This is a genomic window from Acidimicrobiales bacterium, from assembly GCA_033344915.1.
In the GTDB taxonomy this organism is placed as follows: Bacteria; Actinomycetota; Acidimicrobiia; order Acidimicrobiales; family Aldehydirespiratoraceae; genus JAJRXC01.
Genome location: JAWPML010000001.1, coordinates 3,984,509 through 4,009,455 on the forward strand (window position 1 = coordinate 3,984,509; position 24,947 = coordinate 4,009,455).

Sequence of the window (24,947 nt, forward strand, 5' to 3'; positions counted from 1 at the left end):
ATCATGGCCACCAAGGCGATCGTCGGCGAGAAAGTCGGCATGACGCAGGTCTGGGACGACGAGAACCGTGTCGTCCCGGTCACCGTGCTGCGCGTGTCGACGTGCCGTGTCGTGCAGGTCAAGACCCCTGAAAGCGACGGCTACTCCGCCATCCAGGTCACGCTCGGCGTGAAGGATGCAGGCAAGCTCACCCGGCCCGAGGCCGGACACTTCGAGAAGGCCGGCGTCGAGTCCGGTCGCACGCTCGTCGAGCTCCGCCTCGATGACGTCTCGGAGTTCACCGTGGGCCAGGAGATCGGCGTCGACGTCCTCGAGCAGGGCGAACGGGTCGATGTCACTGCCGTTTCCAAGGGCAAGGGCTTCGCGGGCGCGATGAAGCGACACGGCTTCAAGGGCCAGCCCGCCTCGCACGGCGCCCACAAGGTCCATCGCAAGCCCGGCTCGGTCGGCCAGTGCGCCACGCCGAGTCGTGTGTTCAAGGGCAAGAAGCTGCCCGGCCGCATGGGCAACCAGAAGGTCACCACGCTGAACCTCGAGGTCGTCAAGAGCGATCCCGAGGCCGAAGTTCTGCTGGTGCGGGGCTCCGTGCCCGGCCCCCGCGGTGCCACCGTGGTCATCCGCGACGCAGTGAAGGGATCCTGAGATGGCTGATTCCTCGAAGATCACCGTCACCATGAAGTCCCCGTCCGGCTCCGATGCCGGCACGGCCGAACTGGTCGACGACGTGTTCGGCATCGAGCCCAACATCCCCGTCATGCACCAGGTCGTGACCGCCCAACTCGCCGCCAAGCGGGCCGGCACCCACTCCACCAAGACCCGTCGTGAGGTCCGTGGTGGCGGGGCCAAGCCCTGGCGCCAGAAGGGCACCGGCCGCGCCCGCGCCGGTTCCTCCAACTCGCCGATCTGGCGGGGTGGCGGCATCGCCCACGGCCCGAAGCCGCGTGACTACAGCCAGAAGACCCCCAAGAAGATGGTGCGCCTCGCCCTGCGCAGCGCCCTGTCCGACCGGGCCAGCGAGGGCAACGTCATCGTGGTCGACTCCTGGAACTTCGACACCCCCAAGACCAAGGACGCCGTCGCCGCGCTCGCCGCGATCGGTGCCGAGGGCAAGGTGCTCGTGGTCCTCGGCGACGCCGACGAGTCCGCCTACAAGAGTTTCCGCAACCTCACCAACGTGCACTGCCTCCACGTCGGTGAGCTCAACACCTACGACGTGCTCGACAGCGACGTCGTGGTGTTCACCGAAGCCACCCTGCCGGGTGGCGCAGACGGCTCCGAAGGAGGCGAGTGATCGTGAAGGATCATCGCGACGTCATCATTCGTCCGGTCGTCTCGGAGAAGTCCTACGGGCTGCTCGAGGAGAACGTCTACACCTTCGTCGTGGCGCCGAGCGCGTCGAAGCCGGAGATCCGCGACGCCGTCGAGGAGATCTTCGACGTGTCCGTCCTCAAGGTGAACACCCTCAACCGCAAGGGCAAGCGCAAGCGCAACCGCCGCACCGGTGGTTTCGGCCAGCGTTCCGGTCAGAAGCGGGCCCTCGTCACCCTCGCCGAGGGTGACTCGATCGATCTGTTCGAGGCGTAGGGGAGACAGCATCATGGCCATTCGCAAGCGCAAGCCGTCCAGCCCGGGTCGTCGTTTCCAGACCTCCTCGGACTTCTCGGAGATCACCGCCTCTTCGCCGGAGAAGAGTCTCACCAAGGGTGAGACCAAGTCCGGCGGGCGCAACAACCACGGTCGCAAGACCAGCCGTCACCGCGGTGGCGGACACAAGCAGAAGTACCGCCAGGTCGACTTCCTTCGCACGAAGGACGGCGTACCGGCCACGGTCGCGACCATCGAGTACGACCCGAACCGCACCTGCAACATCGCCCTGCTGCACTACCACGACGGCGAGAAGCGCTACATCATCGCCCCCCGTGAGCTGCAGGTCGGCGACAAGCTCACGTCAGGTCAGGGTGCGGAGATCCGCCCCGGCAACGCCTTGCCGCTGCGCTACATCCCGGTCGGTACCGTCATCCACAATGTGGAGCTGAAGGCCGGCGCCGGTGCCAAGTTGGGCCGCTCCGCCGGCACCTCCATCCAGCTGGTCGCCAAGGAAGGCGAGTTCGCCACCCTGCGTCTGCCCAGCACCGAGATGCGACGGGTGCCGATCGACTGCCGGGCCAGCATCGGCGAGGTCGGCAACAGCCAGCACGAACTCATCAAGATCGGCAAGGCCGGCCGCAACCGCTGGAAGGGCAAGCGCCCCCAGACCCGCGGCGTCGCCATGAACCCGGTTGATCATCCCCATGGCGGCGGCGAGGGCAAGACCTCCGGTGGTCGCCATCCCGTATCCCCGTGGGGCAAGCCCGAGGGCCGTACCCGCAAGCAGAAGCCCGAATCCGACAAGCTGATCGTGCGCCGTCGCCGGACGCGCGGTTCGCGGAGGTAATCACAATGCCGCGCAGCCTCAAGAAGGGTCCGTTCGTCGACGACCACCTCCTCAAGAAGGTGGATGCACTCAACGAGACGGGCGAGAAGAAGGTCATCAAGACCTGGTCTCGTCGTTCGACCATCATCCCCGACATGATCGGCCACACCCTGGCCGTCCACGACGGTCGCAAGCACGTCCCGGTCTACGTGACCGAGTCGATGGTCGGCCACAAGCTCGGTGAGTTCGCGCCCACCCGCACCTTCAAGTTCCACGCCGGCCAGGAGCGGGGAGCCCGCCGATGACCGGCACGAAGACCAACGAGCGTCCCGGCACCCGCGCCAAGGCGTCGCACGTGCGCGCGTCGGCCTACAAGGCCCGCGAGATCCTGAACCTGATCCGGGGCAAGTCCTACGCCGAGGCGTCGGAGATCCTCGCGTTCAGCGAGCGCGGCATCAGCGAAGAGATCGCCAAGGTTCTCGATTCCGCCGTCGCCAACGCCGAACACAACGACGGCCAGCTCGCCGAAGAGCTGTTCGTCTCGGCCTGCTACGCCGATGAGGGTCCGACGCTCAAGCGTTGGCGCCCCCGGGCCCGTGGCCGTGCCACCCGCATCCGCAAGCGCACCTGCCACATCACGGTGATCGTGTCGCGCTACTCCGAGGAGCAGCTCGAGGCGCTGCGCGAGCGCGAAGCCAACGCCGGTCGCTCGACCACGACGAACGCGGCCGAGGCCCGTCGTCAGCGCGTTGCCCAGAGCCGGGCCCGTGAGGAAGCCGAGCACGATCACGACCATGATCACGACCACGACCACGACGAACCGTCGGTCGAGGAACAGGCCAGCGAGATCGTCGCTGCGACCGTGGAAGCGGTCGAGGATGCGGCCGATGCCGCCGACGACGCCGCCGACGATCTCGAGGATGCGCTCGACGATGCCGACGTGAGCGACGACGTGGCCGACGCGGTCGACGATGTCGAGGACGCGGTCGACGATGCCGCGGACGACGCCGAAGACGCCGCCGAGGCACTCGCCGAGGGCGACCTCGACGAAGCCCGCAAGGCCGCCGACAAGGCGACCGAGGAAGCGGCCGACGCCCGCAAGGCGGCCGATGAGGCCATGGCCGCGGCCGAGACCGATGAAGAGAAGGAACTCGCGGCCCAGGCCGCCGAGGCCGCGACCAAGGCCGAAGCGGCTGCGGCGACGGCTCGAGCGGCGGTCGAGGCCGCAGAGGAGAACGAGTAATGGGACAGAAGGTCAACCCCTACGGGTTCCGCCTCGGCGTCACCACGGAATGGAAGAGCCGCTGGTTCGCCGACCGTGAGGAATATGCCGACAACGTCATCGAGGACTGGAAGATCCGCGACTTCCTCATGACCGAGCTGCCGCACGCCGCGATCAGCCGGGTCGAGGTCGAGCGCACCCGCGATCGTCTCCGTGTCGACGTCCACACCGCCCGGCCGGGCATCGTCATCGGGCGTCGTGGTTCCGAGGCCGACCGCCTCCGCGCCGGTCTCACCTCGATCACCGGCAACGCCAAGGTCCAGCTGAACATCCAGGAGATCAAGCAGCCGGAGCTCGACGCCGCGCTGATCGCCCAGGGTGTCGCCGACCAGCTCGCCGGACGCGTCGCGTTCCGCCGGGCGATGAAGCGTGCGGTGCAGAACGCCCAGAAGGCCGGTGCCCTCGGCATCCGCGTCCAGTGCTCGGGCCGCCTCGGCGGATCGGAGATGGCGCGCACCGAGTGGTACCGCGAAGGTCGTGTGCCGCTGCACACCCTGCGCGCCGATGTGGACTATGGCTTCCGCGAAGCCCGTACCACCTACGGTCGCATCGGCGTGAAGGTGTGGCTCTACAAGGGCGACATCCTCCCGTACAAGACCAACGCCGAGGACAAGGCCACGCTCGAGGCCGCCATGGCCGCCGGCGAGACCAGCGGCCAGGCCAAGCCCCGCAAGGTCGTGTCGAGCCGCAAGCGCGTCGCCACGCCCGAGACCGAAGAGACCCCCGAGGCCGAGACCGAGGAAGAGCCGGCTGCACTCGTGCAGGAAGCCGATCCCGAGTTCGAGAAGCTCCTCGACGAGGAAGACGCCATCGAGGCGTCCATTCGCGAGCAGAGCGAGACCCCGCACTTCCGGGCGAACGACTGAGGTTGCTGTCATGTTGATGCCCAAGAAGGTCAAGCACCGCAAACAGCACCGGGGACGGACCAAGGGCGTGTCGAAGGGCGCGACCGAGGTCACCTACGGCGACTACGGCATCCAGGCGCTCGAGCCCGGATGGATCACCGCGCGTCAGATCGAAGCCGGTCGTATCGCAATGACCCGCCACATCAAGCGTGGCGGCAAGGTGTGGATCAACGTCTTCCCGGACAAGCCCGTCACCCAGAAGCCGGCCGAGACCCGCATGGGTTCGGGCAAGGGCAACCCCGAGATGTGGGTCGCCGTCGTGAAGCCGGGCCGGATCCTGTTCGAACTGTCGTACCAGGACGAGGAGATCGCCCGCGAGGCGATCGACCGTGCGATCCAGAAGCTGCCGATCAAGGCCCGCTTCGTGAGCCGTGAGGAGAGTTTCTGATGGCGAAGGCAAAGGCACTCGCCGACCTCGGCGACACCGACCTGCTCGAGAAGCTCGCGGACCACAAGGAAGAGCTGTTCAACCTGCGCTTCCAGTTCGCCACCGGCCAGCTCGACAATTCGACGGCGATGCAGGCCGTCAAGAAGGACATCGCCCGCGTGCTCACCGAGCTGCGGGCCCGCGAGATCGCCGATGCAGAGGCGCTGGAGAGTTCCGATGGCTGAGCAGACAGAGCGTGACACCGGCGTTCGTGAGAACGCCCGCAAGGTGCGCGAGGGCATGGTCGTGTCGAACGCGATGGACAAGACGGCGGTGGTCGAGACCATCGACCGTGTCCGTCACCGTCGCTACGCGAAGACCGTGCAGCGCAACAAGAAGCTCCACGTGCACGATGAGGAGAACACCCTCAACGTGGGCGACCGCGTGCGGGTCCAGGAGACCCGGCCGCTGTCGAAGAACAAGCGCTGGCGCCTCGTCGAAGTCCTGGAGCGTGCCAAGTGATCCAGCAGGAATCCCGCTTGCGGGTCGCCGACAACTCGGGCGCCAAGGAGGTCTTGTGCATCAAGGTCCTCGGCGGTTCGAAGCGTCGCTACGCCTCGATCGGCGACGTCTTCGTCGCGACGGTCAAGGATGCGATCCCCGGCGCTCAGGTCAAGAAGGGCGATGTCGTCAAGTGCGTCGTCGTCCGGGTGAAGAAGGAAAAGCGTCGACCGGATGGCAGCTACATCCGTTTCGACGAGAACGCGGCGGTGCTGATCAACGATCAGCGTCAGCCCCGCGGTACTCGCATCTTCGGCCCGGTCGGTCGTGAACTGCGCGACAAGCAGTTCATGCGGATCGTGTCGTTGGCGCCGGAGGTTCTCTGACATGGCTGGCAAGAACAGCACCACGAAGAGCATGAAGATCATCAAGGGCGATCGCGTCGTCGTGCTGTCCGGTAAGGACAAGGGCGCCGAGGGTGTCGTCGAACGGGCCATCCCCGAAAAGGGCAAGGTCATCGTCGACGGCGTCAACATCGCGAAGAAGCACCAGGCGCCCACCCGTCAGGACCAGCAGGGCGGCATCATCGACAAGGCGATGCCGATCGACGTGTCCAACGTCGCGGTGGTCAGCCCCAAGGACGGCAAGGCCACCCGCGTGGGCTACAAGATCCTCGACGACGGCACCAAGGTCCGCGTCTGCAAGCGAACGGGGGCCGAGCTGTGAGCGAGCACTGCGAGCGTGGCCGCCCGGCCCGCCGCGCCAGCGGCAAGAGGGCAGAACGATGAGCACGACCACCTATCAGCCTCGGCTGCGCACCCGGTACAACGAGGAGATCAAGAGCGCCCTCCAGAGCGAGCTCGAACTCCCCAACGTCATGATGGTGCCCAAGATCGAGAAGATCGTCCTCAACATGGGCGTCGGCGAGGCCGCCGGTTCGGCCAAGCTGCTCGAGGGCGCCCTCACCGACATGGAGACCATCGCCGGCCAGAAGCCGGTGGTCACCCGGGCCAAGAAGAGCCTCGCCACCTTCAAGTTGCGCGACGGCCAGGCCATCGGTTGCAAGGTCACCCTCCGGGGCGACCGCATGTACGAGTTCCTGGATCGCCTCATCTCGTTGGCGATCCCCCGTATCCGCGACTTCCGAGGGTTGTCGCCGAAGTCGTTCGACGGCAACGGCAACTACACCTTCGGTGTCACCGAACAGCTCATGTTCCCCGAGATCGACTACGACAAGGTCGACACCACGCGGGGCATGGACATCACGATCGTCACCACGGCGACGTCGAACGACCACGGCCGGGCTCTCCTGGCTGCGTTCGGCTTCCCGTTCCGACGCGAGGGGCAGTGACCCATGGCGAAGAAAGCACTCCGCGAAAAGCAGCAGCGCACCCCGAAGTTCAAGGTGCGCGCCTACACCCGGTGCCGCCGTTGTGGCCGGCCCCGTTCGGTGTACCGCAAGTTCGGCCTGTGCCGAGTCTGCTTGCGAGAGATGGCACACGCGGGCGAACTGCCCGGTGTGAAGAAGGCCAGTTGGTGAGGAGGTGACCCTGCGATGACGATGACCGATCCCATTTCCGACATGCTCACCCGCATCCGCAACGCCAACGTGGCGATGCACGATGACGTACGCATGCCGTCCTCGAAGCAGAAGGTCGCGCTTGCCGGCCTTCTCGAGAAGGAGGGCTACATCAGCGGCTTCTCCGAAGAGGACAACAACGACAAGCCCGGCCGGACCCTGACGATCGAGATGAAGTACAGCCCCGAGCGGGCTCGCGTCATCTCCGGTCTGAAGCGCGTCTCCAAGCCCGGCCTGCGCATCTACAAGAGCCGCGACGAGATCCCCCGTGTTCAGGGTGGTCTCGGTGTGGCCATCGTGTCCACCAACAAGGGCCTGATGTCCGACCGCGAAGCACGGAAGAACCGCATGGGCGGCGAAATCCTGTGCTTCGTCTGGTGAGGAGGCTGACGTGTCTCGCGTAGGCAACAACCCGATCACCGTCCCGAGTGGCGTCGAGGTCTCGATCTCGGGCGACACCATCACGGTGAAGGGCACCAAGGGCGAGCTCGCCCAGACCCTCACCGGTGGCATCACGGTCCGTGAGGACGAGGGCACCCTCGTCGTCGAACGGCCGGACGACACCGGCGCATCCAAGTCCTTCCACGGCCTCAGCCGCACCCTGATCCAGAACATGATCATCGGGGTGACGGAGGGCTTCACCAAGGAACTCCAGATCCAGGGCGTCGGCTATCGCGCCACCGCCAAGGGCAAAGACAAGTTGGAGCTCGCGCTCGGCTTCAGTCACCCGGTGAACATCGAGGCCCCTGCGGGCATCGAGTTCGACGTGCCCCAGCAGACCCAGATCTTCGTCAAGGGGATCGACAAGCAGCTGGTCGGCCAGGTGGCCGCAGACATCCGCAAGTGGCGCAAGCCGGAGCCCTACAAGGGCAAGGGCATCCGCTATGTGGACGAGCGCGTGATCCGCAAGGCCGGAAAGGCGGCCAAGTAGTCATGGCGTACACCGCGAAGAAGCGTCGGCAGGACCGTGCCCGGCGTCACTACCGGATCCGCAAGACGATGCGCGGCACGGCCGAGCGTCCCCGTCTGGCCGTGTTCCGGTCCAACAAGCACATCTCCGCGCAGGTGATCGACGACCTTTCGGGCGTCACCCTGGCCGCGGCATCCACCACCGAGTCGGCGCTGCGCGCCGACAAGAACGGCAACGTCGACGCGGCCGGCAAGTGTGGAGCGCTCCTCGCGGAGCGGGCCAAGGCCGCCGGTGTCGACACGGTGGTATTCGATCGTGGTGGCTTCCGCTACCACGGCCGGGTTGCGGCGCTCGCCGACGCAGCCCGCGAGGGAGGATTGAAGTTCTGATGTCCTACGGAAACAGGGAACGAGAGCCGAACCCACGTGACGGTGGTGAAGGTCTGCGCGAGTCGCGGGTCATCAACATCAACCGCGTGGCGAAGGTCGTCAAGGGTGGTCGTCGCTTCAGCTTCACCGCGCTCGTGGTGATCGGCGACGGCGCCGGCAAGGTCGGTCTGGGTTACGGCAAGGCGAAGGAGGTGCCGCTGGCGATCCAGAAGGGCACCGAGGAAGCCCGCCGCAATCTGTTCGCCGTGCCGATGGCCGGTTCGACGATCGTCCACGAGACCATCGGTGAGATGGGTGCAGGCCGCGTCATGCTGAAGCCCGCCGCCCCCGGTACCGGTGTGATCGCCGGTGGTGCCGCGCGCGCCATCCTCGAAGAGGCCGGCATCCACGACGTGCTCTGCAAGTCGCTGGGCTCGCCCAACCACATCAACGTCGCCCGCGCGACCATCAACGGTCTGCGCGGTCTGCGTCGTCCCGACGAGATCGCGCGGCTGCGCGGGCTCGATCCGGACGAGTTCCTCCCGGCCGGCCTCTGGGCGGCCTACAAGGAGAGCGAGCGCGACGCGTCCGATGACGCGCCGGCCGCGCCGAGTGAGGTGTCGTGATGGCCACCATCAAAGTCACCCAAGTCCGCTCCGCGATCGGCACCAAGCCGAAGCAGCGCGGCACCCTGCGCGCCCTCGGGTTGCGGGGCATCGGCCGGACCAACGAGATCGAAGACGGTCCCGTGGTCCGCGGCATGATCGCCCGGGTTCCCCATCTGATTCGTGTCGAAGACGGCACAGGAGACGCTGACTGATGATCAAGCTCCACGATCTCGAGCCCGCTGACGGCTCCAACAAGCGCGGCAAGCGCAAGGCTCGCGGTATCGGCGGCAAGGGCGGCAAGACCGCCGGCCGTGGCACCAAGGGTCAGCGCGCCCGCAACACCGTCCCGGTCGGCTTCGAGGGTGGCCAGATGCCACTCCTGCAGCGGATCCCGAAGCTGCGCGGGTTCACCAACCCGTTCCGCGTCGAGTACCAGGGCATCAACCTCGACACCCTCGAGGAGACCGGTCTCACGGAGGTCTCGCCCGAGATCCTCCTCGAGCGCGGCCTCATCGGCAAGGGCGCCCTGCTGAAGATCCTGGGGCGTGGTGAGCTCACCAAGGCGATCACGGTCAAGGCGCACGGGTTCTCCAAATCCGCAGAGGCAGCTATCACCGCGGCCGGGGGTAGTGTCGAGACGCTGCCGCTCCCGTGGGGCGATCGTCGTCCTCCGCACGGAAGCTTCAACCAACACACCAACCGCTGATTTCCCCTTCGGGGCAGGAAACGGGGTAGGAGAACAGTGCTCACGCGGGTTTTGAACATGTTCCGGGTCGCCGACCTGCGCAACAAGATCATCTTCACCCTGGCCATGATCGGCCTGTACCGGTTGGGATCCTTCATCCCGGCGCCGGGCGTCGACATCGAAGCGGTCCAGGGCCTGCGGGACCAGGCGAACCAGTCGGGCCTGCTCGGCTACATGCAGCTGTTCTCCGGCGGTGCGCTCACCCAGTTCGCGGTCTTCGCGCTGGGGATCATGCCCTACATCACGTCGTCGATCATCATGCAGATCCTCGGCGTCGTGATCCCGAAGATCGAGCAGTGGCAGCAGCAGGGCGCGGTCGGTCAGCGCAAGATCACCCAGTGGACGCGCTACCTCACCGTGTCGATCGCGGTCGTGCAGTCGACCTCCTTCGCCTTCCTGTTCCACAACGGCGGCATCGTCGGCAACGACATCGACCTGCTCCCGAAGTTCAACGCCTGGACCGTCTTCGTGGTCGTCCTCACCCTCACCAGCGGCACGGCGCTGCTGATGTGGATGGGTGAGCTGATCACCCAGCGGGGCATCGGCAACGGCATGTCGCTGCTGATCTTCACGAGCGTCGTCTCCAGCCTCCCGGCCCAGGGCGCGCTGGTGCAGGCCGAGAACGGCAGCGGCCCGCTCATCGCCCTCATCGCCGTGGCGGTGATGCTGCTCGTGGCGATCGTGTTCGTCGAGCAGGGTCAGCGGCGCATCCCCGTCCAGTTCGCCAAGCGGGTCGTCGGGCGGCGCATGTACGGCGGCCAGTCCACCTACATCCCGTTGAAGGTGAACCAGTCGGGTGTCATCCCGATCATCTTCGCCAGCTCGGTCCTCTACCTGCCGAACCTCATCGCGGTCGCCCTTCCCAACGACGGTTGGGGTGGCTCGGTGCAGCGCTGGGTGGACAACAACCTCGCCAACCCGGCCGCGATCACGTACCTGATCTTCTTCGGCCTGCTGATCGTCGGCTTCGCCTACTTCTACACGGCGATCTCGTTCGACCCGGCCAAGCAGGCCGACACGATCCGCAAGCAGGGTGGCTTCATCCCGGGCATTCGGCCCGGTCCGCAGACGGAGCGGTATCTCGCCCGCATCCTCTCCCGGATCACGTTCCCCGGCGCCCTCTTCATCGCGTCGGTCGCTCTCGTGCCGTCGATCCTCATCAACATCACGCTCGACTCGGGCACCGGCGGTGGCGGTGGCGCCGGCGGCTTCGCCTTCGGCGGCATCTCCCTGCTCATCGCGTCCGGTGTCGCGCTGGAGACGATGAAACAGATCGACAGCCAGCTGATGATGCGCAACTACGAAGGCTTTCTCAAATAGTCATGGCCGCACTTCGATTGGTGATCCTGGGCCGTCAGGGCTCGGGCAAGGGCACACAAGCCCTTCGTATCTCCGAGACCTTCGGCTGCATCCACATCTCGACCGGCGACATGCTCCGCGCCGCGGTCGCCGCCGGCAGCGAGCTCGGCCGCCAGGCCGAAGAGGTGATGAACGCCGGCGGTCTCGTGGGCGACGACATCATGAACGGCATCGTCGCCGAGCGGCTCGCGGCCGACGACATCATGGCCAACGGCGTGCTGCTCGACGGCTTCCCCCGCACCGCCGATCAGGCCGACGCCCTCGAACGCATCTGCGCGGATCAGGGTGTCGCGATCGATCGCGCGATCAACCTCGACGTGCCCGTCGACGTCGTCCGCGAGCGCATGATGGCCCGCGGTCGCGAGGACGACACCCCCGAAGCCATCGACAAGCGGCTGGCCCTCTACGAAGAGCAGACCGCCCCGTTGCTCGACTGGTTCGCCGCCCGGGATCTGCTCACCACGGTCGACGGCGTCGGCTCCGAGGACGATGTCTTCGAGCGCCTTCGCGCCGTGATCGAAGCGGTTCGCTGAAACCGTGCCGAATGCCCTGTCCCTGTTGTCCCGCGTGGGTTGGACGCCTCCCGCGCGCCCGATAGCGTAGAGCGCTGGCCTGGCTTGCCGGGCCTGTTTCTGCGTGCGAGCAACCGCTCGTGCGCCTGTGTGGAGGTTTTCGCCATCGCAAAGCCCAAGGAAGATGCGATCGTCCTGGAAGGGACGGTCACCGAGTCGCTCCCCAATGCCATGTTCCGCGTGGAGTTGGAGAACGGCCATGACGTGCTCGCGCACATCAGCGGCAAAATGCGCATGCACTACATCCGCATCCTCCCTGGCGACAAGGTCCAGGTGGAACTCACTCCGTACGACCTCCAACGAGGTCGGATCACCTATCGATACAAGTAGCTCGCATTCATGAAAGTTCGTCCCTCCGTCAAGAAGATCTGTGACAAGTGCAAGGTGATCCGTCGCCACGGCCGAGTCATGGTCATCTGCGAAAACCCGCGTCACAAGCAGAGGCAAGGCTGAAATGGCACGCATCAGCGGCGTCGACATCCCCCGCGAAAAGCAGGTCGGGATCTCGCTCACCTACATCTACGGCATCGGCCGCACCACCGCAGTGAACATCTGCGAGGCGACCGGCATCGACAACACCACCCGTGTCCGTGACCTCACCGACGACGAGGTCGCCAAGCTGCGCGGCTACATCGACGGCGAGCTCCAGGTCGAGGGCGACCTGCGCCGTGAGGTCAGCCAGGACATCAAGCGGAAGATGGAGATCGGCTGCTACCAGGGTCTGCGCCATCGTCGTGGTCTGCCCGTCCGTGGTCAGCGCACCCACACCAACGCTCGCACCCGCAAGGGTCCCAAGAAGACCGTTGCCGGCAAGAAGAAGGTCATGAAGTAATGGCTACCCCAGCAGCCGGAGGCCGTCGGCCCCGCAAGCGCGAGCGCAAGAACGTCACCCACGGCATCGCCCACATCAAGTCGTCGTTCAACAACACGATCATCGCCATCTCGGATCAGCAGGGCGACATCATCGCCTGGGCCTCCGCCGGCAACGTGGGCTTCAAGGGCTCGCGCAAGTCCACCCCCTACGCCGCGCAGATGGCCGCCGAGCAGGCCGCCCGTCGCGCGATGGAGCACGGCGTCCGCAAGGTCGACGTGCAGGTGAAGGGTCCCGGCTCCGGCCGTGAGACCGCCATTCGTTCTCTTCAGAATGCAGGCATCGAGGTCACCGGCATCAAGGATGTCACCCCGATCCCGCACAACGGTTGCCGTCCCGTCAAGCGGCGGAGGGTCTAGCAAATGTCTCGTTACACCGGACCGAAGGCGCGCGTGTCGCGTCGCCTCGGCACCAACATCTGGGGCACGAAGGGCGAGACCATCGCCCTCGACAAGCGCCCCTACCCGCCCGGCGAGCACGGTCGGTCGCGCCGTCGTGGCTCCGTCAGCGAGTACCTGATGCAGCTCCAGGAGAAGCAGAAGGCCCGCTTCACCTACGGCCTCACCGAGCGCCAGTTCCGCAACCTCTTCGCCGAGGCCTCGCGTCGTCAGGGCGTGACCGGCGAGAACATGCTGCGCTATCTCGAGCTCCGGCTCGACAACGTGATCTATCGCGCCGGCTGGGGTGCCACCCGCCCGCAGTCGCGCCAGTTCGTCAACCATGGGCACGTCAACGTCAACGGTCGCCGGGTCACCATCCCGAGCTATCGCGTGCGCAAGGGCGACGTCATCGAGCTGCGCACGAAGGCTCGCGACTTCACCGTGGTCCAGTGGAACTCCGACGTTCTCGATCGCACGCCGCCGGCGTGGCTCGAGGTCGGCGAGAACTTCCAGGTGACCGTCCGTGAGCTCCCGATTCGTGAGCAGATCGACATTCCCGTCCGCGAACAGCTCATCGTCGAGCTGTACTCGAAGTAGCCGAGGTACACGATGCTCGTCATCCAGCGTCCCACCGTCGAAGCCATCGACGAGGCCGAAGGCAACCTTCAGCGGTTCGCCATCGGCCCACTCGAACCCGGCTTCGGCCACACGATCGGCAACTCGATCCGCCGCACCCTGCTCTCGTCGATCCCCGGCGCCGCAGTCACGCAGGTGCGATTCGACGACGCCCTCCACGAGTTCGACACCATCACCGGTGTCGCCGAGGACGTCACCGACATCATCCTCAACCTGAAGGACCTCGTGCTGACGGTCCACAGCGAGGAGCCCGTCACGCTGCGGCTCGACTCCCGCGGCCCCGCGGAGGTCACCGCCGCCGACATCCAGCCCCACCCCGACGTCGAGGTGCTGAACGGCGACCTGGTGCTGGCCAACGTCAACGGCAAGGGCCGTCTCGCCATCGACATCACGGTGCAGACCGGTCGGGGCTACGTGTCCGCCGACAAGAACAACACCTCCACCACCATCGGTGTGATCCCGGTCGATTCGATCTACTCGCCCGTTCGTCGGGTGGCCTTCGAGGTCGTGCCGACCCGCGTCGAGCAGTCGACCGACTTCGACCGTCTCGTCCTGGAGATCGAGACCGACGGTTCCATCACCCCGCGCGACGCCCTGGCCTCGGCCGGCGGCACCCTGCGGGCCCTCGTCCAGCTGGTCGAGGAGATGAGCGACGAGCCCCAGGGGCTCGAGCTCGGTGAAGCCGTCCAGGTCGCCACCGGCGGCCCGGACATGGATCTCCCCATCGAGGACCTCGAACTCTCCGAGCGTCCCCGCAACTGCCTCAAGCGCGCCCAGGTCAACACCGTGGGCGAGCTGCTGCTCAAGAGCGAAGACGATCTGCTGGCCATCACGAACTTCGGTCAGAAGAGCCTCGACGAGGTCATCGCCAAGCTCGACGAGCGGGGCCTGACCCTGCGCAACCGCGATTAAGGCGACACCGAGATGCCCGCACGTCCCCGCAAGAGCAAGCGCTTCGGCGGCAGCTCCGCGCACCAGAAGGCCATGATGGCCAACCTGGTCGCTTCGCTGATCGCCGCCGAAGGCATCACCACCACCGAGGCCAAGGCCAAGGCGGTCCGGCCGATCGCCGAGAAGATGATCACCAAGGCCAAGAAGGGTGGCGTTCACAACCACCGTGAGGTCGTGAAGTTCCTTCGCGATCGCGAGATGGCCAGCAAGCTGTTCGACGAGATCGGTCCCCGCTACGAGGATCGCCCCGGCGGCTACCTGCGCATCATCAAGCTCGACCCCCGGTCCGGCGACAACGCCCCCATGGCCCGCATCGAGTTCGTCTGACGTACTTTCTGGGGTCAGACCCCAATACGTTCTCAGAACGCTGAACGAACGCCCCGCCCGGGACACCGGCGGGGCGTTCGCCGTTCCGAGCCGACCGACCACCCGTAGGATCGCGCCGTGGCCACCCAGGAACCCCGTGTCCCGCCGCCCCCACCCGAGGGGATGGTCCGCGTCCGCATGTGGATCGCGTACGACGGCGCGGGGTTCTCGGGCTTCGCCAAACAGTCGGACGTCCGGACGGTCGAAGGCGTGCTCGAGGAGACCCTCGTTCGCGTGCTCCGCCATCCCGTGAAGCTGGCGTGCGCGGGCCGCACCGACCGCGGCGTGCACGCCCGACGGCAGATGATCACGTTCGACGCCGATGCCGAGCACTTCGACGGCGCGCGGCTCGGCCGGTCACTCAACCGCACGCTCGGCCCGGAGATGACGTTCCAGGACGTGGAGGCGACGGATCCCATTTTCGATGCCCGCCTTTCCTGCCGGGGTCGGACCTATCGCTACCTCGTTCACAACCATCCGGTGCCCGACCCGCTCACCCGCCACACGACCTGGCACGTACGCGAACCGCTCGATCTCGACGCGATGAACGAGGCGGCCGAGATGATCGTCGGCGGCCACGACTTCACGACGTTCTCCAAGAAGAACAAGTCCCGGCCGGACGAGTCGTTCTTCCGGCGTATGCAGTCAGCGCACTGGTTCGTCGACCGCGACCAGACCGTCTTCGAGGTGACCGCCAACGCCTTCACCCATTCGATGGTGCGCAGCCTCGCCGGCCTGATGGTCGAGATCGGTCGGGGCCGCCGCGACCCGAGCTTCATGGCGACCGCGTTGGAGGCGAAGGACCGGAGCTTCGTGCTCAGCCCGGCCCCGGGCCACGGCCTCGTGCTGTGGGATGCGCGCTACGACTTCTCGTAGACGTAGGTGACGGTCGCGTCGCCGTAGGTGGCGGTGACCTCCCAACAGCCGGGCTCGTCCGGATCGATGCCGTTCATCATGAACCAGCCGTCCTCGGTCGTGTAGGCGTTCGTGCCCGGCGCCGGATAGTCGACGAACCCGTCGCCATCGAGCTGTTCGTAGGTGACGGCGAGCGGGGGCGTCTCGTCCTCGTTCACGTCGAAATCGGCCGACCAGTAGACGCCCTTGCGGGGGAGATGCGAGCCGTCGATGGGAACGACCGTCCACAACGCGTCGGTGCCGTACCAGACCGTGTCCTCGAGATGGGCGGGTGTCGGCGGGTGATCGCTCGTCGGCGTGTGGCCGGGATTCGGGGGAATCGTCACGGGGCAGGTGAAGGCCACCGCTGCCGCCGCCGCCGCCGCCGTGGCGGCACCCGGATCCGCGGTCGCGGTGTCGACCGAGTCACCGCAGGAGGCGAGCAGCAGAGCGAGGACGAGCGGGATCGTGAGCAGGTGAGTGCGCATGCCCTTCCTACACTGCCACGGCGCGCGAAGTTCCCGCCCGTGGCGTTTGGCGTTGCCGGATCTCCCCCGTAGCCTTGAACGGTCCTATCCGATCATTCGGATCAGAAGTCCTCGGAGACCCCAGTGTCCACCACCTCAGTCAAGCGCAGCGAGATCGAACGCTCCTGGCACGTCGTCGATGCCGAAGGCCTCGTCCTCGGTCGGCTCGCGACCGAAGTCGCCAACATCCTGCGCGGCAAGCACAAGGCCACCTACACCCCGCACCTCGACACCGGCGATCACGTGATCATCGTGAACGCCGACAAGATCGTGCTGACGGCGGGCAAGGCCGAGAAGAAGCTCGTCCACCGTCACAGTGGCTACCCGGGCGGCCTCAAGAGCGAGACCTACGCCCAGAAGATGGCCCGCAAGCCCGAGCAGGCGCTGATCGACACCATCAAGGGCATGATCCCGAAGACCCGTCTCGGCCGTGCCCAGATCAAGAAGCTGAAGGTCTACGCCGGCCCGACGCACCCCCACTCCGCCCAGAACCCCCAGCCCCTCGAGATCGCCCACGCCGTGGCGCGGCCCCGGGCCTGATCAGGAATCCTTCGATGACCACTCCGCTCGTCCAGTCCACCGGCCGCCGCAAGCGTTCCGTCGCCCGAGTGCGCGTGCACTCCGGCACCGGCACCGTCACCGTCAACGGTCGCCCCCTCGACGAGTACTTCCCGTCGAAGACCCATCGCAACAACTCGATTCTCCCGCTGGAGATCACCGAGACGGCGGGCACCTACGACATCGACGCCACGATCCACGGCGGCGGCACCACCGGGCAGGCCGGGGCGCTTCGCCTCGGGATCGCCCGTGCACTCATCGAGCTCGACGGCGAACATCGTGAAGCGCTGAAGCGAGCCGGTTTCCTCACCCGCGATCCGCGGAAGAAGGAGTCCAAGAAGTACGGCCTCAAGAAGGCCCGCAAGGCTCCGCAGTACAGCAAGCGCTGATCGAAGCGCTGTCGGCGGATACCGTCCTGCCGATGGAGACGCCGTGAGCCTGCGCTTCGGCACCGACGGCATGCGGGGAGACGCCCGCGATGTCCTGACCACCGATGCGGTGGCCGCCCTCGGCCGCGCCGGCGCGGAGATCCTCGGCTCCGACGGTTTCGTCGTCGGCCGGGACACCCGTGAGTCGGGTCCGGCCCTCGCCGCCGCCATCCATGCGGGCGTGAAGGCGGCCGGCGGCAGCTCGGCCGACCTCGGTGTCGTGCCGACCCCCGCCGTGGCCCGCTGGTGCGCCGACGAGGGCGTCGCCGGCGCGATGGTGTCGGCCAGCCACAACCCGTGGCACGACAACGGGATCAAGTTCTTCGCCCCGGGCGGTTCCAAGCTCGGCGATGCCGTGCAAGACCGGATCCAGGCGCGGTTCGACGAGCTCCTCGCGGCGGGCGACACGCCGACCGAGGGGTCGGGTGCCGACCGCCACGCCGATGCCGTGGAGAGACATGTCGCGGCGGCCGTCGCCAGCCTCGACGGGCGCTCCCTGGCCGGACTCCGGGTGATCGCCGACGCGGCGAACGGCGCCGCCTCGACCGTGGCGGGCGCCGTCTTCGACCGTCTCGGCGCCGACGTCACCGTGATCCACGCGAACCCCGACGGGCGCAACATCAACGACCGGTGCGGGTCCACCCATCCGGAGTCGCTCCAGGCCGCCGTGGTCGCGGAGGGCGCCGATCTCGGCGTGGCCTTCGACGGTGACGCCGACCGGCTCGTGGCCGTCGACGCGGCGGGGGAGATCGTCGACGGCGATCAGATCATCGCCGTCTGTGCGCTCGACCGTCACGAGCGGGGCGCGCTGACCGGCGATGCGGTCGTCGTCACGGTGATGACCAACCTCGGCTTCCGTCGCTCGATGGAGGCCGCGGGGATCCACATCATCGACACGAAGGTCGGCGACCGCTACGTCCTCGAAGCGCTCGACGCCGGCGGCTACAGCCTCGGCGGTGAACAGTCGGGCCACGTGATCTTCCGCGAGCTGGCGTCGACCGGTGACGGCGTGCTCAGCGCGGTGCAGTTGCTCGACGTGGTCGTGCGGACGGGCCGCTCCCTCGCCGATCTCGCAGGCGCCTCCATGACGCGACTCCCGCAAGTGCTGCGCAACGTCCGCGTGGCGAGCCGACCGGACGACGTCGACACGCCGCTCGCCCCGTTCGTCGACGCATCGCTCGCCCGGATGGCCGGTCGCGGCCGCGTGCTCATCCGGCCGTCCGGCACCGAACCCCTCATCCGGGTGATGGTCGAGGCGGAAACCGACGCCGAAGCGCAGATGGAAGCCGACGGCCTGGTCTCCGCCGTCGAATCCCTGTTCAGTTAGCCGCAACATCTGGGGTCTGACCCCCGCTTCATCTCGGGTGACGAAGGGATCCCGTCGGACCTCTCTAAACTGCTCTGCGCGGGCGGCCGACTGGGTTCCCGACCCCCTTTGCTCCGTGGAGGACACATCCATGTGCGGGATCATCGCTGTCGTCCGGCGGCCTTCGACTCGACCGACACCCGCCGCGGCTGACGTCGTCACACCGCTGACCGACCTCGCCGCCGCCCTGGGGTCGGCCGAGGACATCACCTCGGCCCTCCGCCGGGCCGGCGACGAGCTCGAGACAGTCGATGCGCTTCTCCGTGGTGTCCCCGGTGTCCGGCTCCTGCTCGAGGACGCCTCGGTCGCGCCGGCGCTGAGCCATCACTGCGCCGCGGTCCAGGCTGCGGTGGAGGCGATCGAGGCGGCGATGGAAGCCGGTGCGGCTCTGCCCACCGCGGAGCTGGAGCGCCGCAATCACGAACTCATCCGCGTTCGCGACGGGGTGTGGGCGATCACCCGCGACCGGATCCGCGCCGCGGAGGTCGTGGCCGAGCTCGCCGGCGATTCCCGTTCGGCCGGTGCGCTCGAAGCGTTCCTCTCGGTGCACCAGGCACTCTCCGCGCTCGATCGTCTCGAGGTCCGCGGTCGCGACAGTGCGGGCCTGCACCTGCTCGTCCACGACCACGCACTCGATCTCGCCGACCCCGCGGTCCAGGCGCAGATCGAAGCCCGCTCCGGCGACGCCAACTTCGGTTCCGGCAGCGTCCGTGTCGTCGACGGTGTGTTCAGCGTCGTCCACAAGACCGCGGCGGAGATCGGCGAGCTCGGCGACAACACCGCCGTCATCCGTCGGGCGTTCGCGGAGGACGAGCTGCTCCGGGCCGCCCTCGCCAACGACGAGGCCCGCACCCTCGTGCTCGGGCACACCCGCTGGGCGTCGATCGGCATCATCAGCGAACCCAACGCGCATCCGTTGAACAGCGAGCTGGTCGACGCCGAGGGCCCCTACGTCGTTGGCGCGCTCAACGGCGACGTCGACAACTTCGCCGATCTCATCGCCGAGGAAGGTGTCACGATCACCCCGGCGATCACGACCGATGCCAAGGTGATCCCGAGCCTCATGAGTTGTCGGCTGGGTGAGGGCCTCGAGTCGGCCGAGGCCTTCCGCCGCACGGTCGCCACGTTCGAGGGCTCGGTGGCGATCGCCGCGTCCACTGCGTCGGCGCCCGACAAGCTCCAGCTCGCCCTTCGCGGCAGCGGACAGGCGCTCTACATCGGCCTCGCCGAGGACAGCTACATCGTCGCGTCGGAGCCCTACGGCGTGGTCGAGGAGACCGCCCGCTACGTCCGCATGGACGGCGAGACGCCGGGCAATCCGGAGAACCCGAACGCGAGCCGTGGCCAGATCGTCGAGCTCGACGGTGCCTCCGCCGGGTCGCTCGAGGGCATCCTGCGGCGCGCCTACGACGGCACCGATCTGCCGGCGACCGAAGACGATGTCGCCGTCGCCCAGATCACCACCCGCGACATCGATCGCGGTGACCACCCCCACTACCTCATGAAGGAGATCGGCGAGGCCCCGACCTCGTTCCGCAAGACCCTCCGGGGCAAGATCGTCGACGGCGACAACGGGCTCGAGGTCGCCCTCGGTCCGGAGATCGTCCCGGTCGAGGTGCGCGAGGGTCTGCGCGACGGCTCGATCACCCGGGTCCTCGTCATCGGCCAGGGAACCGCCGCGGTCGCCGGCCAATCGCTCGCGGCGGCGTTGGACGTGCTGATCCCCGAGGGTGAGGTCAGCGCGGAGGCGATCCTGGCCACGGAGCTGTCCGGGTTCTCCCTGCGGTCGGACATGAGCGACACGCTGATCGTCGCCGTGAGCCAGTCGGGCACGACAACGGACACGAACCGCACGGTCGACATCGTCCGCAACCGCGGGGCGAAGGTGATCGCCATCGTCAACCGCCGGGGCAGTGATCTCACCGACCGCGCCGATGGCGTGCTCTACACCTCCGACGGGCGCGACGTGGAGATGAGCGTCGCGTCCACCAAGGCGTTCTACTCGCAGATCGCGGCGGGCCTTCTCCTCGCCGTCACCATCGCCGACGAACTCCTGGGCGAGGTCGGCAGTGAGGATCGTCGCTCGCTGCTCGAAGGCATCAACGCGATGCCGGCGGCGCTCGAGACGGTGCTCGGCCGGCGCGACCTCATCGGGGAAGCCGCTCGGCAGTTCGCCCCGAGTCGCCGCTACTGGGCGATCGTGGGGAATGGCGCGAACCGCATCGCGGCCCAGGAGGTGCGGATCAAGCTGTCGGAGCTCTGCTACAAGTCGATCGCGGCGGACAGCACCGAGGACAAGAAGCACATCGACCTCTCGTCGGAGCCGCTGATCCTCGTCTGCGCGGCCGGGCTGTCCGGCTCGACCGCCGACGACGTCGCCAAGGAGGTCGCGATCTTCCGGGCCCACAAGGCGGCCCCGATCGTCGTGGCCGACGAGGGCGAGGCCCGGTTCGACGCGGCGCTCGCGGTCCTCCCGGTGCCCTCCGTCGACCCCCGCCTCGGCTTCATCCTCTCGACGATGGCCGGTCATCTCTTCGGCTACGAGGTCGCGCTCGCGATCGACGCGCAGGCCATGCCGATGCGCGAGGCCCGCAGCGCGATCGAGCAGGTCGCGGCGCGCGACGACGTGGACGGCGAAGCCGCGCTCGAGCTGGTCCGCCCCGCGCTCGAGCGGACGGCGACGGCGTTCTTCGACGGTGTGCGCACCGGCGCCTACAACGGTCACCTCGAGGCCGGTACCGCGGTCAAGGTGGCGTCGCTGCTGCGCTTCGCGCTCGGCTGGTCGCCGCTCGAGGCGTATCAGATCGAGTACGGCAAGGTCGGCACGCCGGCGGTCGTGCTCGACGATCTCGCGGCCGCGCTCACGCTCAGCATCGAGGAGCTGACCCGCCCGATCGACGCCATCAAACACCAGGCGAAGACCGTCACGGTGGGAATCAGCCGCTCGGACGAGACGCTGCTCGAGGCCGCCCTGGCCCGCGCCGCGCTCGAAGCCGGCGCCCCGCGCGACCGACTCAGCTATGCGTCGCTGCGCACCCTCGCCGATCTCGATCCCGCGGTCGCCGAGGTGCTCGGCCACACCCGCTACCGGATCGAAGGGCTCGACGAGGACGGGTCCGGCGAAGCCGCGGCGGTGGTCGTGGACCGGGGCGGCATCAGCCGCAACATCCCGAGCCGCACCGACCGTTCGCCGACGCTGCGGGGCACGAAGCACCAGGTCGCGCTGGAGCGCCGGGTGTTCGTCGCCCGGGGGCGCAGTGACGGTCGCACCGTCGTGATCGTGCCGGAGCTCAAGGACAACGTCACCACCGGGCTCACGCTGCTCCAGGTGCGTTTCGCCGACGAACTCTCGCCGGGGGCCGCCCGTGGCGTGCTCCAGGGCTACCGGAACCGGTACTCGGCGTTGCGTGACGCCGTGATCGAGACCGAGGACACCTTCCGTGAGGACCTGCTCGGTGAGCAGGACGTCGCCGACCTCCTCACCCTGCCGATCAACGCCCTCGCCGATCGCTGGCGACTGAGCTGACGGGAGCGCCCGGGTAGTCTCCGGGCATGTTGGGTATCGGGACCGACCTGGTCGACATCGACCGCTTCCGCGAGGTCCTCGCGCGCACGCCGAGTATCGCCGAACGGCTCTTCCGTCCGGGCGAGCGGGCCTACGCCGAAAAGGCGGCCGACCCGACCGCCCGCCTCGCGGCTCGTTTCGCCGCCAAGGAGGCGACGCTGAAGTCCCTCGGGCTCGGCCTGGGGGGCATGAACCTCGCCGACATCGAAGTCGTCAAGCACGACGACGGCCGGCCCGAGCTCCGGCTCCACGGTGCGGCCGCCGAGGTCGCCGGCGCCGCAGGGGCGACCCGGTTCCTGCTGACGATCAGCCACACCGACACGCTCGCGCAGGCGACGGTGGTGGCGCTCGCCTCGTGATCCCGATTCTCACCCCCGCGCAGATGGCCGCCGTCGATGCCGTGGCCGCGGACCGCATGGACGACCTCATCGACCGCGCCGGGCGCGCCGTCGCCCTCGCCGCCCTCGACATGCTCGGCGGGACCTACGGGCGCCGCGTGACCGTACTCGTCGGACCCGGCAACAACGGCGCCGACGGGCGGGCGGCGGCCGCCCACCTCCGCCGGCGAGGCGTGCGGGTCGAGATGGTCGACGCACTCGCCCCCGGCGATCGTGCGCTGCTCGCCGACCTCGTGATCGACGCGGCGTTCGGGAACGGTCTGTCGCGTCCCTACACACCGCCACCGATCGACCCTGCGTCGCCGGTGCTCGCGGTGGACCTGCCGTCCGGGGTGAACGGGCTCACCGGCGAGCGGCTCGGCGATCCGTGGCCCGCCGACCGCACGGTCACCTTCGTGGCGCTCAAGCCCGGGTTGGTGCTCGAGCCGGGTCGCTCGCTCGGCGGTGACGTGCAGGTCGTGGACATCGGGCTCGACGCCGGGGCCGTGTCGTCCTGCGCGGTCGACGACGGGGATGTCGCGGCCCTCCTGCCGCGACGACCGGTCGACGATCACAAGTGGCGCGCCGCGGTGCGGGTGATCGGTGGGGCGCCCGGCATGACCGGTGCGGCGTCCCTTGCCGCCCGAGCGGCGGTACGCCTCGGCGCCGGCATCGTGCAGCTCGCCCTTCCCGGCGGGCGGGGTGACGAGGGCCCGACCGAAGTCGTCGGTCACCCCTTGCCGGCGACGAACTGGTCGGCGGAGGCGACGGACGGCCTCGAGCGGATCGGATGCGTGCTGGTCGGCCCGGGTCTCGGTCCGGCCTCCCTCGACGACCTTCTCGCGGTCGCGGCAACCGATGCGGCCCTCGTCGTCGACGGGGACGCGCTCCAGCCGGAGTTGCTCGCCGCGCTGTCCGCTCGGTCGGCGCCGACCGTCCTCACCCCTCACGACGGTGAGTGGGCCCGGCTCGGCGGCTCGACCGATCCGGATCGGCTCGCGGCCACGAGCGCGTTCGCCATCGCCCACGGTGTGACCGTGGTGCGCAAGGGGCCCACGTCCGTCGTCGCGGGGCCGAAGGGCATCAGCCGGGTCGTCACGTCGGGCACGGCCGCGCTCGCGTCCGCGGGAACCGGCGACGTGTTGGCAGGAGCGATCGCCGCCCTGCTCGCCCGCGGCCTGGACGGTCGCGACGCGGGCGTCGTGGCCGCTCACCTGCACGGGCGGGCCGGCACCGAACTCGGCGTCGGCCTCCTGGCGTCGGAGGTCGCCGATCGGCTGCCCGACGTCGCCCACCGGCTCCGATGACGATGCGAATCGACCTCGTCGAACCGTTCCTCGGTGGCAGTCACGAAGCGTGGGCGCGGGGTTGGGCCGTTCGCTCCCGCCACGATGTCGACCTGTTCGGCCTCGCCGCGAATGCGTGGCGCTGGCGGATGCGGGGGGCGTCGACCACGCTCGCCGCGTCGGTGGACGAGCGGGCGGCGGTCGAGGGTCCGCCGGCCCTGCTGGTCGCCTCGGACATGGTCGATCTCGGCGACCTGCTCGGCCGCCTCCGGCGCACGCACCACGCCGTTCCGGCCGTGCTGTACCTCCACGAGAACCAGCTCACCTATCCGCGCCAACCCGGTGAGCCGCTCGACCCCGGGCTTGCGTGGACGACCTGGCGCAACCTCACGGTCGCCGACGAGATCTGGTGCAACTCGGCGTTCCATCGAGACGAGCTGCTCGCGGCCCTGCCGCCCTTCCTCGCCGCCGTGCCGGACGGCGACCACCTGCACCTGCTGTCCGCCGTGACCGCCAAGATGCGGGTCCTGCCGGTCGGGGTGGATCTGCCACCGGAGAACCCGGGACCGCGGGCGACGCCGCCGCTCGTGGTCAGCAACCAGCGGTGGCACCACGACAAGGACGTGGACGCGGTCGTGCGTGCTCTCGGGCAGCTCGCCCGCGACGGCCTCGACTTCCGGGTTGCGGTCCTGGGCGACGGGCACGGCGGCCACGCCGACCGGATCGACCCGCTGCTCGACGAGCTCGGCGATCGGGTCGTCGCCCGCGGCCATCAGCCCCGCACCGAGTACCTGCGCCTGCTCGCCGACGCCGAGATCGTGGTGTCCGCGGCCCGCAACGAGTTCTTCGGGATCGCCGTGATCGAGGCGGTGGCGGCCGGGGCCACGCCCGTCCTCCCGTCCGCCGTCGCCTATCCGGAGACCATGCCCGCGTGGGCCCATCCCGTCGCGCTGTACGAGCCCGGCACGCTGCGCGCCGCGCTGCGGACGGCGATCGTCGACGCCCCTGCCCGGCGTCGGGCCGTGGCCGGGCTCTCGGCCGAGATGGCGCCGTTCGGCTGGGATGTCCTCGCGCGGATTTACGACGATGCGGCCGAGCGGGTCGCCGCCACGGTCGAGGGCTAGCGTCGGCTG

Annotated in this window: 36 protein-coding genes and 2 pseudogenes; 37 read left to right on the forward strand and 1 reads right to left on the reverse strand. The window is 68.3% G+C overall.

What is annotated here, in order from left to right:
- Window positions 1–3: 3 nt before the first annotated feature.
- The 30 genes and pseudogenes from rplC (at window position 4) to truA (ending at window position 15,689) form a co-directional block, all read left to right on the forward strand.
- On the forward strand, window positions 4–642 hold the full coding sequence (gene rplC, locus R8F63_19310) for a 50S ribosomal protein L3 (protein MDW3220758.1): 639 nt from the start codon (window positions 4–6) through the stop codon (window positions 640–642).
- A 1-nt stretch (window position 643) separates the two neighbouring features.
- Window positions 644–1,291, forward strand: a complete 648-nt coding sequence (gene rplD / locus R8F63_19315; protein ID MDW3220759.1) for a 50S ribosomal protein L4 — start codon at window positions 644–646, stop codon at window positions 1,289–1,291.
- 2 nt (window positions 1,292–1,293) lie between these two features.
- Window positions 1,294–1,584: a 50S ribosomal protein L23 gene (gene rplW, locus R8F63_19320; protein ID MDW3220760.1), complete on the forward strand. Its 291-nt coding sequence runs from the start codon at window positions 1,294–1,296 to the stop codon at window positions 1,582–1,584.
- Between the two features lie 13 nt (window positions 1,585–1,597).
- On the forward strand, window positions 1,598–2,434 hold the full coding sequence (gene rplB, locus R8F63_19325) for a 50S ribosomal protein L2 (protein MDW3220761.1): 837 nt from the start codon (window positions 1,598–1,600) through the stop codon (window positions 2,432–2,434).
- A gap of 5 nt (window positions 2,435–2,439) precedes the next feature.
- The gene (rpsS, locus tag R8F63_19330; GenBank protein MDW3220762.1) at window positions 2,440–2,718 is read left to right on the forward strand and encodes a 30S ribosomal protein S19; all 279 of its coding nucleotides are present in this window, start codon (window positions 2,440–2,442) and stop codon (window positions 2,716–2,718) included.
- Window positions 2,715–3,065 (forward strand): annotated as a pseudogene (rplV, locus tag R8F63_19335) (50S ribosomal protein L22). The gene rpsS and the pseudogene rplV overlap by 4 nt, the downstream one beginning before the upstream one ends.
- Window positions 3,066–3,655: 590 nt before the next feature.
- Window positions 3,656–4,285: pseudogene (rpsC, locus tag R8F63_19340) on the forward strand (30S ribosomal protein S3).
- 286 nt (window positions 4,286–4,571) lie between these two features.
- On the forward strand, window positions 4,572–4,988 hold the full coding sequence (rplP, locus tag R8F63_19345) for a 50S ribosomal protein L16 (protein MDW3220763.1): 417 nt from the start codon (window positions 4,572–4,574) through the stop codon (window positions 4,986–4,988).
- On the forward strand, window positions 4,988–5,212 hold the full coding sequence (gene rpmC / locus R8F63_19350; GenBank protein ID MDW3220764.1) for a 50S ribosomal protein L29: 225 nt from the start codon (window positions 4,988–4,990) through the stop codon (window positions 5,210–5,212). The genes rplP and rpmC overlap by 1 nt, the downstream gene beginning before the upstream one ends.
- A complete protein-coding gene (gene rpsQ, locus R8F63_19355) occupies window positions 5,205–5,489 on the forward strand; it encodes a 30S ribosomal protein S17 (GenBank protein MDW3220765.1) in 285 nt (94 codons plus the stop codon). Before rpmC ends, rpsQ begins: the two co-directional genes overlap by 8 nt.
- Window positions 5,486–5,854: a 50S ribosomal protein L14 gene (rplN, locus tag R8F63_19360; GenBank protein MDW3220766.1), complete on the forward strand. Its 369-nt coding sequence runs from the start codon at window positions 5,486–5,488 to the stop codon at window positions 5,852–5,854. The genes rpsQ and rplN overlap by 4 nt, the downstream gene beginning before the upstream one ends.
- A gap of 31 nt (window positions 5,855–5,885) precedes the next feature.
- Window positions 5,886–6,194, forward strand: a complete 309-nt coding sequence (rplX, locus tag R8F63_19365) for a 50S ribosomal protein L24 (GenBank protein MDW3220767.1) — start codon at window positions 5,886–5,888, stop codon at window positions 6,192–6,194.
- A gap of 58 nt (window positions 6,195–6,252) precedes the next feature.
- Window positions 6,253–6,819: a 50S ribosomal protein L5 gene (gene rplE / locus R8F63_19370; GenBank protein MDW3220768.1), complete on the forward strand. Its 567-nt coding sequence runs from the start codon at window positions 6,253–6,255 to the stop codon at window positions 6,817–6,819.
- Window positions 6,820–6,822: 3 nt separating this feature from the next.
- The gene (locus tag R8F63_19375) at window positions 6,823–7,008 is read left to right on the forward strand and encodes a type Z 30S ribosomal protein S14 (GenBank protein MDW3220769.1); all 186 of its coding nucleotides are present in this window, start codon (window positions 6,823–6,825) and stop codon (window positions 7,006–7,008) included.
- Between the two features lie 15 nt (window positions 7,009–7,023).
- Window positions 7,024–7,428, forward strand: a complete 405-nt coding sequence (gene rpsH, locus R8F63_19380) for a 30S ribosomal protein S8 (protein ID MDW3220770.1) — start codon at window positions 7,024–7,026, stop codon at window positions 7,426–7,428.
- Window positions 7,429–7,438: 10 nt separating this feature from the next.
- Window positions 7,439–7,978 (forward strand): 50S ribosomal protein L6, encoded by a 540-nt coding sequence (gene rplF / locus R8F63_19385; protein MDW3220771.1) that lies wholly within the window; start codon window positions 7,439–7,441, stop codon window positions 7,976–7,978.
- A gap of 2 nt (window positions 7,979–7,980) precedes the next feature.
- Entirely contained in the window at window positions 7,981–8,346 is a 366-nt protein-coding gene (gene rplR / locus R8F63_19390) for a 50S ribosomal protein L18 (protein ID MDW3220772.1), read from the forward strand.
- The gene (gene rpsE / locus R8F63_19395; protein ID MDW3220773.1) at window positions 8,346–8,951 is read left to right on the forward strand and encodes a 30S ribosomal protein S5; all 606 of its coding nucleotides are present in this window, start codon (window positions 8,346–8,348) and stop codon (window positions 8,949–8,951) included. The genes rplR and rpsE overlap by 1 nt, the downstream gene beginning before the upstream one ends.
- The gene (rpmD, locus tag R8F63_19400) at window positions 8,948–9,145 is read left to right on the forward strand and encodes a 50S ribosomal protein L30 (protein ID MDW3220774.1); all 198 of its coding nucleotides are present in this window, start codon (window positions 8,948–8,950) and stop codon (window positions 9,143–9,145) included. Before rpsE ends, rpmD begins: the two co-directional genes overlap by 4 nt.
- A gap of 2 nt (window positions 9,146–9,147) precedes the next feature.
- Window positions 9,148–9,639, forward strand: coding sequence for a 50S ribosomal protein L15 (gene rplO, locus R8F63_19405; protein MDW3220775.1), 492 nt, complete (start codon window positions 9,148–9,150; stop codon window positions 9,637–9,639).
- 57 nt (window positions 9,640–9,696) lie between these two features.
- Window positions 9,697–10,998 (forward strand): preprotein translocase subunit SecY, encoded by a 1,302-nt coding sequence (secY, locus tag R8F63_19410; protein MDW3220776.1) that lies wholly within the window; start codon window positions 9,697–9,699, stop codon window positions 10,996–10,998.
- A gap of 2 nt (window positions 10,999–11,000) precedes the next feature.
- Entirely contained in the window at window positions 11,001–11,570 is a 570-nt protein-coding gene (locus R8F63_19415; protein ID MDW3220777.1) for an adenylate kinase, read from the forward strand.
- Window positions 11,571–11,714: 144 nt separating this feature from the next.
- On the forward strand, window positions 11,715–11,939 hold the full coding sequence (infA, locus tag R8F63_19420) for a translation initiation factor IF-1 (protein ID MDW3220778.1): 225 nt from the start codon (window positions 11,715–11,717) through the stop codon (window positions 11,937–11,939).
- A gap of 9 nt (window positions 11,940–11,948) precedes the next feature.
- Complete coding sequence (gene rpmJ, locus R8F63_19425; GenBank protein ID MDW3220779.1) at window positions 11,949–12,062, forward strand: 50S ribosomal protein L36; 114 nt, start codon at window positions 11,949–11,951, stop codon at window positions 12,060–12,062.
- A 1-nt stretch (window position 12,063) separates the two neighbouring features.
- Entirely contained in the window at window positions 12,064–12,441 is a 378-nt protein-coding gene (gene rpsM / locus R8F63_19430) for a 30S ribosomal protein S13 (GenBank protein MDW3220780.1), read from the forward strand.
- Window positions 12,441–12,839 carry a 30S ribosomal protein S11 gene (gene rpsK / locus R8F63_19435; GenBank protein MDW3220781.1) on the forward strand — a complete coding sequence of 133 codons (399 nt, stop codon included), beginning with the start codon at window positions 12,441–12,443 and terminating at the stop codon, window positions 12,837–12,839. Before rpsM ends, rpsK begins: the two co-directional genes overlap by 1 nt.
- A gap of 3 nt (window positions 12,840–12,842) precedes the next feature.
- Window positions 12,843–13,457 (forward strand): 30S ribosomal protein S4, encoded by a 615-nt coding sequence (gene rpsD, locus R8F63_19440; protein MDW3220782.1) that lies wholly within the window; start codon window positions 12,843–12,845, stop codon window positions 13,455–13,457.
- Between the two features lie 12 nt (window positions 13,458–13,469).
- Complete coding sequence (locus R8F63_19445; protein MDW3220783.1) at window positions 13,470–14,408, forward strand: DNA-directed RNA polymerase subunit alpha; 939 nt, start codon at window positions 13,470–13,472, stop codon at window positions 14,406–14,408.
- Window positions 14,409–14,420: 12 nt separating this feature from the next.
- Window positions 14,421–14,774, forward strand: coding sequence for a 50S ribosomal protein L17 (gene rplQ, locus R8F63_19450; GenBank protein MDW3220784.1), 354 nt, complete (start codon window positions 14,421–14,423; stop codon window positions 14,772–14,774).
- Window positions 14,775–14,891: 117 nt separating this feature from the next.
- Window positions 14,892–15,689, forward strand: a complete 798-nt coding sequence (truA, locus tag R8F63_19455) for a tRNA pseudouridine(38-40) synthase TruA (GenBank protein MDW3220785.1) — start codon at window positions 14,892–14,894, stop codon at window positions 15,687–15,689.
- On the opposite strand, the gene R8F63_19460 is transcribed toward truA, so the two are convergent.
- Complete coding sequence (locus tag R8F63_19460) at window positions 15,674–16,195, reverse strand: hypothetical protein (protein ID MDW3220786.1); 522 nt, start codon at window positions 16,193–16,195, stop codon at window positions 15,674–15,676. The two genes, truA and R8F63_19460, sit on opposite strands and share 16 nt — an antisense overlap.
- A 123-nt stretch (window positions 16,196–16,318) precedes the next feature.
- On the opposite strand from R8F63_19460, the gene rplM reads away from it, so the two are divergent.
- From rplM to R8F63_19495, 7 genes are all read left to right on the forward strand, one after another.
- Window positions 16,319–16,774, forward strand: coding sequence for a 50S ribosomal protein L13 (gene rplM / locus R8F63_19465; GenBank protein MDW3220787.1), 456 nt, complete (start codon window positions 16,319–16,321; stop codon window positions 16,772–16,774).
- 14 nt (window positions 16,775–16,788) lie between these two features.
- Window positions 16,789–17,181 (forward strand): 30S ribosomal protein S9, encoded by a 393-nt coding sequence (gene rpsI, locus R8F63_19470; GenBank protein MDW3220788.1) that lies wholly within the window; start codon window positions 16,789–16,791, stop codon window positions 17,179–17,181.
- Window positions 17,182–17,224: 43 nt separating this feature from the next.
- Window positions 17,225–18,547, forward strand: a complete 1,323-nt coding sequence (gene glmM / locus R8F63_19475; protein ID MDW3220789.1) for a phosphoglucosamine mutase — start codon at window positions 17,225–17,227, stop codon at window positions 18,545–18,547.
- Window positions 18,548–18,677: 130 nt separating this feature from the next.
- The gene (locus tag R8F63_19480; protein MDW3220790.1) at window positions 18,678–22,112 is read left to right on the forward strand and encodes an SIS domain-containing protein; all 3,435 of its coding nucleotides are present in this window, start codon (window positions 18,678–18,680) and stop codon (window positions 22,110–22,112) included.
- Between the two features lie 26 nt (window positions 22,113–22,138).
- Window positions 22,139–22,510 carry a holo-ACP synthase gene (locus R8F63_19485; GenBank protein MDW3220791.1) on the forward strand — a complete coding sequence of 124 codons (372 nt, stop codon included), beginning with the start codon at window positions 22,139–22,141 and terminating at the stop codon, window positions 22,508–22,510.
- Window positions 22,507–23,835, forward strand: a complete 1,329-nt coding sequence (locus R8F63_19490) for an NAD(P)H-hydrate dehydratase (GenBank protein ID MDW3220792.1) — start codon at window positions 22,507–22,509, stop codon at window positions 23,833–23,835. Before R8F63_19485 ends, R8F63_19490 begins: the two co-directional genes overlap by 4 nt.
- The gene (locus tag R8F63_19495; GenBank protein ID MDW3220793.1) at window positions 23,832–24,938 is read left to right on the forward strand and encodes a DUF3524 domain-containing protein; all 1,107 of its coding nucleotides are present in this window, start codon (window positions 23,832–23,834) and stop codon (window positions 24,936–24,938) included. Before R8F63_19490 ends, R8F63_19495 begins: the two co-directional genes overlap by 4 nt.
- Window positions 24,939–24,947: the final 9 nt, after the last annotated feature.

Coding starts and splice junctions, on each gene's coding strand:
- rplC (MDW3220758.1), top strand. CDS start 4: ATGGCCACCAAGGCGATCGTCGGCGAGAAAGTCGGCATGACGCAGGTC.
- rplD (MDW3220759.1), top strand. CDS start 644: ATGGCTGATTCCTCGAAGATCACCGTCACCATGAAGTCCCCGTCCGGC.
- rplB (MDW3220761.1), top strand. CDS start 1,598: ATGGCCATTCGCAAGCGCAAGCCGTCCAGCCCGGGTCGTCGTTTCCAG.
- rpsS (MDW3220762.1), top strand. CDS start 2,440: ATGCCGCGCAGCCTCAAGAAGGGTCCGTTCGTCGACGACCACCTCCTC.
- rplP (MDW3220763.1), top strand. CDS start 4,572: ATGTTGATGCCCAAGAAGGTCAAGCACCGCAAACAGCACCGGGGACGG.
- rpmC (MDW3220764.1), top strand. CDS start 4,988: ATGGCGAAGGCAAAGGCACTCGCCGACCTCGGCGACACCGACCTGCTC.
- rpsQ (MDW3220765.1), top strand. CDS start 5,205: ATGGCTGAGCAGACAGAGCGTGACACCGGCGTTCGTGAGAACGCCCGC.
- rplX (MDW3220767.1), top strand. CDS start 5,886: ATGAAGATCATCAAGGGCGATCGCGTCGTCGTGCTGTCCGGTAAGGAC.
- rplE (MDW3220768.1), top strand. CDS start 6,253: ATGAGCACGACCACCTATCAGCCTCGGCTGCGCACCCGGTACAACGAG.
- R8F63_19375 (MDW3220769.1), top strand. CDS start 6,823: ATGGCGAAGAAAGCACTCCGCGAAAAGCAGCAGCGCACCCCGAAGTTC.
- rpsH (MDW3220770.1), top strand. CDS start 7,024: ATGACGATGACCGATCCCATTTCCGACATGCTCACCCGCATCCGCAAC.
- rplR (MDW3220772.1), top strand. CDS start 7,981: ATGGCGTACACCGCGAAGAAGCGTCGGCAGGACCGTGCCCGGCGTCAC.
- rpsE (MDW3220773.1), top strand. CDS start 8,346: ATGTCCTACGGAAACAGGGAACGAGAGCCGAACCCACGTGACGGTGGT.
- secY (MDW3220776.1), top strand. CDS start 9,697: ATGTTCCGGGTCGCCGACCTGCGCAACAAGATCATCTTCACCCTGGCC.
- R8F63_19415 (MDW3220777.1), top strand. CDS start 11,001: ATGGCCGCACTTCGATTGGTGATCCTGGGCCGTCAGGGCTCGGGCAAG.
- rpmJ (MDW3220779.1), top strand. CDS start 11,949: ATGAAAGTTCGTCCCTCCGTCAAGAAGATCTGTGACAAGTGCAAGGTG.
- rpsM (MDW3220780.1), top strand. CDS start 12,064: ATGGCACGCATCAGCGGCGTCGACATCCCCCGCGAAAAGCAGGTCGGG.
- rpsK (MDW3220781.1), top strand. CDS start 12,441: ATGGCTACCCCAGCAGCCGGAGGCCGTCGGCCCCGCAAGCGCGAGCGC.
- rpsD (MDW3220782.1), top strand. CDS start 12,843: ATGTCTCGTTACACCGGACCGAAGGCGCGCGTGTCGCGTCGCCTCGGC.
- R8F63_19445 (MDW3220783.1), top strand. CDS start 13,470: ATGCTCGTCATCCAGCGTCCCACCGTCGAAGCCATCGACGAGGCCGAA.
- rplQ (MDW3220784.1), top strand. CDS start 14,421: ATGCCCGCACGTCCCCGCAAGAGCAAGCGCTTCGGCGGCAGCTCCGCG.
- R8F63_19460 (MDW3220786.1), bottom strand. CDS start 16,195: ATGCGCACTCACCTGCTCACGATCCCGCTCGTCCTCGCTCTGCTGCTC.
- rpsI (MDW3220788.1), top strand. CDS start 16,789: ATGACCACTCCGCTCGTCCAGTCCACCGGCCGCCGCAAGCGTTCCGTC.
- R8F63_19480 (MDW3220790.1), top strand. CDS start 18,678: ATGTGCGGGATCATCGCTGTCGTCCGGCGGCCTTCGACTCGACCGACA.
- R8F63_19485 (MDW3220791.1), top strand. CDS start 22,139: ATGTTGGGTATCGGGACCGACCTGGTCGACATCGACCGCTTCCGCGAG.
- R8F63_19495 (MDW3220793.1), top strand. CDS start 23,832: ATGACGATGCGAATCGACCTCGTCGAACCGTTCCTCGGTGGCAGTCAC.